Annotated in this window: 10 protein-coding genes; 8 read left to right on the top strand and 2 right to left on the bottom strand. The window is 60.7% G+C overall.

Annotated elements, in window-relative coordinates; genetic code table 11:
• Positions 1-57: 57 nt before the first annotated feature.
• On the bottom strand, positions 58-1,458 hold the full coding sequence (locus AB8810_RS16535) for a site-specific integrase (RefSeq protein WP_369914258.1): 1,401 nt from the start codon (positions 1,456-1,458) through the stop codon (positions 58-60).
• Positions 1,459-1,935: 477 nt separating this feature from the next.
• Positions 1,936-2,319, bottom strand: a complete 384-nt coding sequence (locus AB8810_RS16530) for a hypothetical protein (RefSeq protein ID WP_369916680.1) — start codon at positions 2,317-2,319, stop codon at positions 1,936-1,938.
• Between the two features lie 488 nt (positions 2,320-2,807).
• Here AB8810_RS16530 and AB8810_RS16525 point away from each other — a divergent pair, with 488 nt between their 5' ends.
• From AB8810_RS16525 to AB8810_RS16490, 8 genes are all read left to right on the top strand, one after another.
• Positions 2,808-3,290 (top strand): RadC family protein, encoded by a 483-nt coding sequence (locus tag AB8810_RS16525; protein WP_369914255.1) that lies wholly within the window; start codon positions 2,808-2,810, stop codon positions 3,288-3,290.
• Positions 3,291-3,359: 69 nt separating this feature from the next.
• Complete coding sequence (locus AB8810_RS16520) at positions 3,360-3,560, top strand: hypothetical protein (RefSeq protein ID WP_369914254.1); 201 nt, start codon at positions 3,360-3,362, stop codon at positions 3,558-3,560.
• A 108-nt stretch (positions 3,561-3,668) separates the two neighbouring features.
• A complete protein-coding gene (locus tag AB8810_RS16515; protein WP_369914253.1) occupies positions 3,669-4,352 on the top strand; it encodes a thermonuclease family protein in 684 nt (227 codons plus the stop codon).
• Between the two features lie 115 nt (positions 4,353-4,467).
• Positions 4,468-5,127: a DUF1629 domain-containing protein gene (locus AB8810_RS16510; RefSeq protein ID WP_369914252.1), complete on the top strand. Its 660-nt coding sequence runs from the start codon at positions 4,468-4,470 to the stop codon at positions 5,125-5,127.
• Positions 5,128-5,162: 35 nt separating this feature from the next.
• Positions 5,163-7,745 (top strand): XVIPCD domain-containing protein, encoded by a 2,583-nt coding sequence (locus AB8810_RS16505; RefSeq protein ID WP_369914251.1) that lies wholly within the window; start codon positions 5,163-5,165, stop codon positions 7,743-7,745.
• A 293-nt stretch (positions 7,746-8,038) separates the two neighbouring features.
• Entirely contained in the window at positions 8,039-8,791 is a 753-nt protein-coding gene (locus AB8810_RS16500) for a reverse transcriptase domain-containing protein (protein WP_369914249.1), read from the top strand.
• Between the two features lie 220 nt (positions 8,792-9,011).
• Complete coding sequence (locus tag AB8810_RS16495) at positions 9,012-9,569, top strand: uracil-DNA glycosylase family protein (protein WP_369914248.1); 558 nt, start codon at positions 9,012-9,014, stop codon at positions 9,567-9,569.
• Positions 9,570-9,601: 32 nt separating this feature from the next.
• Entirely contained in the window at positions 9,602-10,675 is a 1,074-nt protein-coding gene (locus AB8810_RS16490) for a Shedu anti-phage system protein SduA domain-containing protein (protein WP_369914246.1), read from the top strand.
• The last annotated feature ends 215 nt before the right edge of the window (positions 10,676-10,890 follow it).

Raw genomic sequence — 10,890 nt, 5'->3', positions numbered from 1 at the left:
CTAGTCGCTGGTATGGAAAAATCCTAGCACAGCAGAAGGGCCTCTTGCAAGTAGTTCTTAGGGGTGGAACTTGTTGGCGTCGGCCAGGCACGAAGCGAACTGCCCTCTCTGGTAGCGCGGCAACTCCACGTTGGGCTGATACAGCTCCAAAGCGCTGATCTGCTTGCTACGCGTCACCTGCGGCTTCTTGTGAAGGTAGTGCCTGCGTAGGACCTGAACCCGGTCGCGGGGGTCGGTGCTGTGGCCTGTGACCAGCGCAATCTCCTTCTCGGGAACGTCGTTGACATCGAGCTCCGTCGCCAGCGTGTGGCGGAAGGCATGGAATCCGATGCCTTTAGCAAAGCCTAGAGACTTGAGGTAGCGCCCGAAGTCCACGACAAACTGCTGGCTGTAACGCGCGTTGGTTTCCCCGGTGGTGCGGTTCACGCCAGCGGAGAGCAGCGGGAACAGTCGAGGATGGCCCGTTTCCTTCATGTCCTCCACGAACTCCAGGAAGCCTGCCTCCAAGAGCGGCTTCGCGATGGGGATGATGCGCATGCAGCCCGCGCCCTTCATGCTTTGCCGACACCGGCGCCTTTTCTTTGGGTCGGCAGCCAAGTCCTTGTCCACCGTCTTTTGGAAGGCGATGCACCAGATGCCGCGTTCCTCAATGATGTCGGTCAGCTTCAGCTGGCAGACTTCATTGACCCTGGCACCGGTATACAAGCCGATCATCGGGGCCCACCAATACTGGGGCTTCTTGGCCCAGGGCACGAAGGTGGTTGGGTCAAAGATGGCTTGGAGATCTTCGTCCTCGAACAGGCGGATGGCCTTTTCTGGGTCGATGGTGTCGTCTTCCTTCGGCTTTCGAAATGCCTTCATCGGTGACGAGTTGATGGCTTGTCCGTTGAAGAGGTGGTTGAAGAAGGCGACCAGGAATCTGCGGTGGCGCTCTTCGGTGGCCGGGGCCAACGGCGGCACGTCCTGCTCTTTTCCCATGGCGATGGCTTCGTCGAAGCTAAGATCCTTCAGCAGCGGATCCGACACCAGGTTCCTTGGGGCCCAGCGCAGCAGCTTCCAGAGCGCTTGGATGTGGTGATAGTCCACTCGAGCCGCGGAGATATTGCCGCAGGTAAGGAGCAGCAGCTTCAACGTTCGCTCGGTGGACTGGACAGTCTTCGGGTCGAGCTGGCGGCGACGCATGTCCTCCAGATGATCTTCGATCTCCTTGGCCAAGGGGCGCGAAGGCGTGCCCATGGGCAGCTGCGCGGGGTAGCGTGTGCTGTTCTTGAGGCCACTCTTCCGTCCGGTTTCGTCGAGCGCGGCGAGGATGCATTCCTGCAGGTTGATGGCGGCTTCCCGGCCTCGGATGATGGCGCGGTCGATGCGGAATCGGCCGATGTGGATGCCTTCCAAATGCAGGAGGCCGAACGGCGAGGCGATGTAATCGTTGAGTGTTGCGGAGGGGTTGCTGGTCATGGGTCACTTCCATCGAGAGATGGAAGTAGGGATAAAACAGGGCGCGAATTCGTCAATGGGGGCGATACAAAAATTTGCGGTGTAGACGAATACCTCAGGTGTTAGGGTCTCTCCGATGGGGTGCTTCCCGAATCCGCCAATTCGTTATCCGGCGAGAAGCCTTGTAAACCAAGGTTTTCGAGAGAATTTGTGTCGATTTATCGCAGTCAATTGCGTACTGTTTGCAGTAAATAAGCTAACTAAATAACCTTGAGGACGCGGCTTTAAGGTGAATATATCTTAAATGTTAGATTATTATTGTTAGTTTTATTTATTATTCTAAGGGTGAGGGCGATACCGCTGGCTCAGAAATTCCTGATGCCTAGGGTGGAAGAGGCCTGGTGCTTCACGAAATGCCCTTGGGGCGGAGCGGGACCGATGGCCGCTCATCCTGCGGCTCGTCTGAGCAGCGCTACGCCGGCACCTCGATCACTTTGACTAACGGCCGCCCTGAAACTTGAATGTGAAGCGAGCGGCGGATGCGGCGGTCCCGCTGCCGACGGGCACGGGTGTGGCGTCCACGAGCGTCAATATGCCATCAGCAACAGGGACGGGGACGCCCAGCGTGAGGTCCACCTCCTTGGACCAGCCGCCGCCAAGCACTGTTGCCCTGACGATCAGCCGGCCGGCCTGGATGCATTGAACGTCAGCTGGGCAACGGCTGTCTTCCATGACGCGGTCGGGACGCACCCTGGGGCCATCGACCGCGGCAATCTCTCCCAGCCGCACGGGGCCTTCGATGGGCTGGCTCGCGACCGGACCACCCGCCGCGCACCCGGCAAGCGATATGGCCATCAGCGCTGCAAGTGGCTTCACTCTCATCCAAAAGGTCCGGACAGCTTTTCGTTGTTCGATTCGCATGGCTGGGGGCGGCTCCGAAGACGGCCTGAGTGTCCCACAGCTCTGCAATCCAAGGTTGAGACGCGCACCAGGGACTGCCGAACTTGAATGCTGTGGGCATGAGCACTCTCAGTGAGCGGACGCTCCCGGCAGCGGCAAGCCAGCAGCCGGCAAAGCACGCCAGGACCATGGGCAACGTTGCACGCAGCCAGCACTCAAGTCCCCTTGGCTCTTCGATCACCGGCATGGGAGTCGCACATCATTGCTCTCCACCAGCGCTGGGCCTCTTGAAGGGAATCCTAGCTTCGCTGTCCCGACCGCAAGGGCCAGCCTCCTCCTCGGCGCTGACGCTCTGTTGCGGCCCTCCACTGCGCGCCGCTGCCGCGGTGCTCATTCCCGGGTGCGGTCGAGCCTAACGCTTCGCCTTCCGGTTCCCACGAGGCGCACAACGCGCTGGTGGAGAAGAACCGATGAAGCGCACCACCCAGGACCGCACGGCCCAATACCAGCTCCCGATGGACGAGGAGGGCATCTTGCTCGCCGCCGCCAACATCCTGGAACAGCGCCTCCAGCGGCAAGGCCGGATCCACAACCCCATCCACGCCGGCAGCTACTTGGTCGCCCGCTGCGCCCACCTGCCTCACGAAGTCTTCGGCGTCGTCTTCCTCGACACCAAGCACCACGTCATTTCTACCGAGCACTTGTTCTCCGGGACCATCGACGGCTGCGAAGTCCACAGCCGAGTCGTCGCCAAGCGAGCCCTGGACCTCAACGCTGCCGCCGTCATCTTGTTCCACAACCATCCGAGCGGAAACCCGGAGCCCAGCGACGCCGACCGCCAGGTCACCGAGCGCCTGAAGCAAGCGCTTCGCCTCTTCGACATCCGAGTCCTCGACCACCTGATCATCGGCGGCCACCAGCACACCAGCTTGGCCAGTAGGGGGTGGGCATAGCCCGCCCCTTCACCTATGCAGCGTGCCGAAGCTAGACTGCCAAGGCAGATGCACATCCATGGAGCAGGAATGAAAGCGTTTCACGTGCGAGGGATTGTCTGGGAGACCGATGGCAAGCGTCCTGCGTTGCCGGCCGAATCCACAGTTGAATGCGAGAGCGAAGAGGGTATCGCCGATGCCTTGAGCGACGCATACGGTTGGCTGGTGAGCGAGTTCGTTGTCGTAGAGGAGACCGGCGGCGACCACACCAGGAACGTGCGTCGGGATTGAAGGGTTGGCGAGTTGGTCGGCGCCCGTTTCCCGCTTCCGCTAAAGTGTCGGACCGTGTTTGAACTGGCGCTCGCCACCCGAGCGTGCGCTTAGAGGAAGTCGTTGTTGATGGCGTTGAAGGGTCTGTTGGTTCTGTCTTTGGTTTTTGCTTCGATTCCTGGCGTGGCAGCAGAGCTGGTCGGCCGCGCGACCGTTACAGACGGGGACACCCTCACGGTGGCGAAGCAGCGCATCCGCCTGTGGGGCATCGATGCCCCGGAAAGCACCCAGCAATGCACCACCAAAGACGGGCGCTCGTGGCCATGTGGCCGGCGGTCCGCCGCCGCGCTGGACGGCTACGTGCTGGACAAAACCGTTCGCTGCCAACCCAAGGACACCGACCGATATGGCCGGGTGGTCGCGGAGTGCTTCGTCCAAGGGCAGTCCGTCAACCGCTGGATGGTGCGCTCAGGCTGGGCGGTCGCGTATCGCCAATATGCAAAAGCGTTCATCGCTGACGAAGCCGACGCGCGCCAGCACCAGCGGAACCTCTGGCAAGGGCCTTTCCAGATGCCCGCCGACTACCGGCGCGGCAAGCGGGACCAGGCGAGCCGCCAGGCTCAGGTGACCACGCCGTCCGTGTCCAGCGGATGCCGCATCAAGGGCAACATCTCCCGCCAGGGCAAGAAGATCTACCACGTGCCAGGCCAGCGGGACTACGAGCGCACCAGCATCGACCTGAGCCGTGGCGAGCGCATGTTCTGTAGTTCCGAGGAGGCCGCGCGGGCAGGTTGGCAGCCGGCACAGCGCTGATCCATTGGACGCAGCCGGGTGGCCGCAGCAGGGGCGGGGCCCTTCCCCATTTGTCTGCCCAAGTCGCGGGCGATAGCGCTAGACTCAGATCACAGTAATCGATGGACGTGGGCCTATGGACGGGGCGCAACGCATGGAAACCAAGATGGCAAATCAGCCTAAAAAGGGCGAGTTCTTCCAGCTGCAGCCGGATGCTCGGCGTGGAGGCGAAGGTCACGGAGTGGTCTTTGAAAATGAGAGTGTTCTGCGAACGCCGCCGCGCCTCATCGTGAAGCCAACGGAGGGCGGGTTCCCGCCATTGCGCGAAACCCCGCGCCTGGTTTACTACCCCAGCGAGGGCGTGCCACCTGAAGATCTAGAGGGCAGCTTCAGCGGCTATTGGTTGGTTTCCGACCGGCTGCGTCGCGTGATGGAGTCAGTGGACGCGGGGGCCTTCGCTTTCGCTGAGGTCGACTATCGTTTGGACGATGGTTCCAAGGGGCCGACTGTATTCCTCTGCGACGTCGTCCGCACCTTGGATGCCTTGGACGAAGAGTCTTCCCAACTCAACATTGAAATCAGTGACGAATTTGAGGCCGGGAAATACTACGACCTCACCGGCGACATCCGTCTGGCCTTCAGGCGGGATGTGTTGGGTTCGGCGCATGTTTTTAGGTTGGCTTTCCATGGCGGTGTCTTCTGCGATAGAGCGTTCAAGGAGGCCGTTGAAGCGGCGGGCATTGTTACGCCCAGCAAGTCCAATGGGCTTTGGTTTTACGACGTTGTGAACTGCTGATTGCGAACACGGGCAGCAAGGAAGGAGCCTGATCCATGGCGAACTATCGGACGCTTTTCCAAGACCATCACAACATCGAACAGCAGACGCTGAAGAACAGCGAGCTGTTGGCGAAGTTGCAAGAGGTCGGGAAGTTTCATATCCATGCCCCTGAGAACCGTTTGTTCCTGCCAGCCAGTCCTCAACTGGCTGACGCGCTTGGGGTGACCCCACACAGTGGCGGTCCCTTGGCGGAATACCAGAAAGGCATGCTTGAACGGTTGAACCGCATCCAATCGACGCGGGATGGTCAAGCTGCTTTGATGGGTGACCCTGATGCGATGGATCGGGTCGCCAAACGTGTGGAGCAACTGCGCGATACGGTCAAGGTCGGGCTGATCAATGGCGACTTGAACACCAACACGCCAGTAGGCGAACTTCCGACGCAGACGAGCCAGAGAGTCCGTCAGTTCTTCAAAGACATCCCCGCCTACTATCAAACCCACTCTCAGCAGGTCGAGGCCTTGAAGGGCTTCACGGGGGTGGACCACGGCTGGGGTGCCGTCGCGCATTCCGAGTCGCGCATCGTCACCACGCTCAACCAAATCCAGGTCAGCAACGCCGCGATCGTTCGAGGCGGGGATATCCAGCTTCAGCGCAGCGGGTTGTCGCTCGCCATCGCCAACGCTCATCACGACGGGCGCGTGGTGTTGTCCGAGCAGGGCATCCTCAAGGTCGAGCAGGTGCTGGGTCCGGAAGCCGCACAGAATATTCGCGTGCCGCGCGGACAGCGTGGCGAAGTCGCCATGGAGCTGTTGATGGGGGAGGCGTCTGCCCGGGGCCTGACCCGTGCCGGTGGACTCCTGGCCACGGGCGCGGATGCGGTGATGACCGCCCGCATGGCCTCGGCGCTGATGGAGCAGGGCAACACCACGGCGGCGCAGTCGGAGGTTCAGCACGCCATTGCCCGCAATGCGGGCGGCTGGGCCGGCGGTGCGGCCACGGCGGCCGCGCTGGGCAGCAGCAGTGGGTTTGTGCCCGCGGCGCTGGTGGTGGGCGACGCTGTCTTGATGAGCAAGGCCTTCGACAAGGCCGTCGACCTCAAAGAGAACCGCGACATCTTCCACCAGACCGACAAGGCTGGAGTGGAGTGGCAGTTCAACGGACGGGATTGGGAGCGCCAAGGCGCGTTCGACCGCGCGCCCGATGGACGCGACACCCCCACACGGGCACCCGTGGGGGCCAGCTACGTGAAGTCTCAGGAATTGGGCGCCATGGCGAATGCCAAGGCCGCCGAGTTCGCGCTGGGTAAGGCGCCCCCACCGCAGGATCCATTCAACCTTCCGGCCCAGCCTGGCGATCGGACCGGGTTGGACAACCAGAACTGGCATCGCAATCCGACCACGGAGTCCTGGGAGCGTCAGGTCAAGACCGGCGTGACGGGCGGCAACGACCAGGGGGTCTACACACCGCAGACCGCTACCCCGGAGCAGGCGCAGCGCCTGAACCAGGAAGCCCTGGGGCGCATCGAGAACAACATCGCCACCGGCCGCGAGGCCATCGCCCAGGCCTACCTGGAAAGCCATGCCGCCCAGCGTGGGCAGGACTACGGGGTGGGCGTTCCTGCCGCCGTGGAAAGTGCTCGTGCCCAGCAGGACCGGGTGCAAGGCCACGATGGCGAGATCTACCAACGCAACGGGGCCGGACAGTGGCTCGGCAAGGACGGGGTGGCGACCGGCAACCTGGCGGTGGAGCTGGAGCTCACGAATCAGATGCGCCAGCCTTCGCTGGAGCGTGCTCAGGAGACCCTGGCGGCCATTGAGGCTCGCCCAGCGCCCACGCCGGCGCAGATGGAGCGCAACGAGCTTCTGCATCGGTATCGGGCCGCTGGCATCGACCTCAACGCCCAGGAGAACAACCTGCAGGCGGTGGAGTTGGCCACCCAGCGCACGAAGGAGGCCGAAGGCCTGACCGGCCCGACGATGCAGCAGCTGAAGCCGAACGAGCAGGGGCAATACGGCTACGACAGCCCGATTGCCCACTACCAGGTTGGCCAAGACGGGGTGGCCCACCAAGTGGCGATGACCACCTCTGAGGAACTGCGCCAGGCGAAGGCCGAGTTGGGCCAGCCGGCCATGGCGCACGTGCCGACGCTGGGCGCGGTCTCCGTGTCAGCACCTGGACGCAGCAAGGAGCAGGAGGCCGAACCGGCGCAGGAGAAGGGGGCACAGGGTCCGATGCTGGCCGACAACCCCGCGCATCCGGACCATCCCACCTACCAGACGATCCATTCCTGGGTCAGCGGAACGGGGAACTGGAACGAGGAGGAAAGTCGGAACGTCACCGCAGCCCTCTACAAGCAGCAGGCCGAGGACCCGCTGGTGAAGCGGGTGGACCGGGTGACCGGGGCTCTGGGCAAGGACGGGGCCGAGAACGTGCTTGCGGTCTACGCGCCGTTTGGCGACAAACTCCCGATGTTCCATGCTCGGGTGGATGGGAGGGAGGCGGCGCAGCAGCCAGCGGAGCAGAGCCTGCAACAGGCCGAAGTTATCAAGCAGGACCAGGTGCGACAGCAGCAGATGGAACAGACTCAACAGCGGACTCAGCAACAAGACTCTGGGCCGAGGATGACTATGTGACCCTGCCTTGGGTTATAATGTGCTGGCTCTGGCGATAGGCTTTGCGCCTGTCCCTCTATTCGTCACGAAGTGACTTACTCGACGCCGCATGTTTCTATTCGGTGGTCGCCGTTGGTTAAGTGTCCATGCGCCCTGCGCTAGGCAAGCCGGAGCTAAGAATAGAGGAGAGATCTTATGAAGAAATTTATTCGTAAGACCCGCCTAGTTCATGCGTTGCTGTCGTTTGGGGGCGGATTCTTCCGTTTCCTGGCGGCGCTCATGAACATGGCATCTAACTACTCGTGGGCTCCCCGATGAAGAGATGGGAACACCGCTTTGAGGTGAAGCCAGGACGTTGGGTGTATGTGCCGACACCCATCGGAAAAGCTTCCGGAGAATTGATTCGCCTGGCTGTGTCAAAGGTGTGGTCGCCTCCGCCGTTCTATTTTCATCTACGTGGGGGCGGACATGTGGCCGCTCTACATCGTCACACTGCGCATCAGTATTTTTTTCGGTGCGATCTTGATGATTTCTTTGGGCGTATCAATCAGTCGCGATTGACGCGTTGTTTGAAGCGACGTTTCTCCTACGCCGATGCAAGACGGATGGCTGGGGAGAGCGTAGTCATCAATCCAAAATCCAAGAAAACGATGCTTCCCTATGGGTATGTCCAGTCTCCGATTCTCGCGTCATTGGCGCTGGATAAGAGTCGGGTCGGTCGGTTCTTGCGCCAATGCGAACTATCGGAACATTTAACCGTTAGTGTTTACGTCGATGACATCGTGCTGTCCTCTGACGATGATGGGCTTCTTGGCAACGCTGCCGACGAACTCAAGCAGCTTGCGTTGGACGCGGGACTACCCTTGAGCCCCGGAAAGACAGTAGGGCCGGCTCCAGTAGTCACCGCATTTAATGTCGAACTCTCGCACGGGTCGATGAATTTGGTAGACGATAGGCTTCAACGCTTTCGAGAAGCGTATGCCATGGCGAGCTCATCGCAGGTTGCATCCGGGATCCTGGGCTACGTCCATACGGTCAATCCAGCGCAAGTTGCCTCCGTGCTTTAGCGAAGTGCGGTAGCTAGCGCCAATCAGGGCCCTAGCTCAAGGAGTGAAGATGACAGGCGAATGTCCAGTTGCGCAGAGGTCGACCAGCTCAGCGGACCTCGACGACCATCATTGGCCTGACACAGTTCGCTTCACCCCGTATTGGGGTGATCTTTATTTGGAGGGGATGAGCGGCCAGCGGGTGCTTTTGCTGGGCGAGTCGCACTATCGGAAAGAAGGGATGAGCGATTCGCTCGAAGTGACCCGCCCCTTCACTCAAGACCACTTCCGTGAGATGGCTTTGCCGGTCCGGAACGACCGCGACGGGCCCTTCTTCAAGGCACTAGACTTGGTGCTTACTGGGCAACAGGACTTCCAACTGCAGGAGGCTGCTGAAGCCTGGAGGCGCGTGGCATTCATGAACCTCTCCCAGGCGTTCGCAGGTTCCCAAGCGAACCACCGGCCGCGAAACAAGGCGCTGCGCGATGGCGGGGATGTCTTGATTCGGCACATTCTGCCGGTGCTTCGACCAAATGTTGTGCTGGTGCTGGGCCGAACCGCATGGCGGCTCTTTAGTCACGGTAGGCTGAAGCCGGGCTTAGAGCCGTTCACCGCCAGACAGGTCAATCGAGGAAAGAGCAGGCGGCGTTACATTGAGTCGCGCGAAATCTGGTCACTCGATTACCCGGGAGGCTCGACACTCATGACGTGGGTCTACCACCCCTCTTGGCATGTGGACACATGGCAGGATCGGGCGGCTGCGCTGCGTCACCTAGTGGCGCTTGCCAAACAAAACTGAGAATGCCAGGTGCACAGCGGGCGAGGGATTCAATGAGCGAGACCACAGACCTGACTAAAGTCGTTCGGAAGACGGCGAGCAGTGGCAAGCTGGACTATGTCCCCGTCGTCGTGCTCAATGAAACGTCTAGGACGAAGCTTCATGTCGTCGGGTGGCTGATTCCCCATAGTGACCATACTGGCTTCTCCATCAAGCTGGAGGGGTTCAAGAAGACGAAGGCTTCGCCGTGGGAAGAGGATCCGCCGAAGACTATCAGCTTGACCGAAATCTCCACACTGAAGCTTTTCAAATACCTTCAGACCCATCTTCCGTTGGCGCATCAATCGGAAGCCGGTGAGTTCATCCTTATCAAGGTGGCGAACGGGGCGGCCGACCTCACTGGGCATGACCCGCAGTCACTGGTAGGGGTCCTGACCAAGGTGCTCTCCCACTCGGATTTGGTCCAGCATCTGGCCAGCACGGAGCTGACCCAAGAGTTGACCGTGGCGCTGCGAGGATCCATTCGTCTCAATGAGATGCGCTCGGCGGTTGCTGAGCTCCGGTCCAGTTTGGGGCAGGGCGAGTCGGCCGAACACGTTTACCAGTCTTGGTGCGAGAAGCACTGCTGGGCCTTCGGGAATGCCTACGTCGTCCGGGACGAAGTGCGGACAATCACCGCCGGAGACAACATCGATCTGATGTTGCCTAACGTTATCGCTGGATATCGGGATATCGTTGAGCTGAAGCGGCCTGACATGGACGTGCTGCTTTACGACAAGGCGCACAAGAATTACTACTTTTCTGCAGACGTCTCAAAGGCCGTAGGCCAGTGCCATCGATACCTCGATATGCTGCACGAGTTCGCTGACAAAGGGCTGCTCGACCACAAGGAGGTCGTCGCGTATCACCCGCGTGCCACAATCGTCATCGGGCGCTCCCACGGTTGGGGCGATGAGCAGCAACGAGCGCTCCACGGGCTTAACCGTCGCATGCATGGGATCACCGTCATGACTTACGACCACCTCATGGCACAAGGGGAGCGGCTGTTAGAGATGATGGCCCCTGCAACGGATACGGACGCTGGCTCAGTCATTACCGCTCAGTCCGACAACGATATTCCTTGGTAGTCACTCCAAGATATAAATGCATGTGAGGAAGCAGCGCAGTCGGTTTGCCTGTGCCTTGTAGTTTAGGGAAGGGAGGTGGATCACTTTGAGGGGGTAGTGCTGGGCTAATACGGCTGACCGAAGGCTTTTCCTCAATGCCCAGTGTCGCATACTGTTTTAAAAATACACGCCCCAGCAAACGTCGAGGTTTAACGGGTATCACTCATCTTTAGGGG

The sequence above is a fragment of the Xanthomonas sp. NCPPB 3005 genome (assembly GCF_041228095.2).
GTDB lineage: Bacteria > Pseudomonadota > Gammaproteobacteria > Xanthomonadales > Xanthomonadaceae > Xanthomonas_A > Xanthomonas_A bonasiae.
Note: the sequence above shows the minus strand (reverse complement) of the source record. Positions and strands in the feature narration are given on the sequence as shown.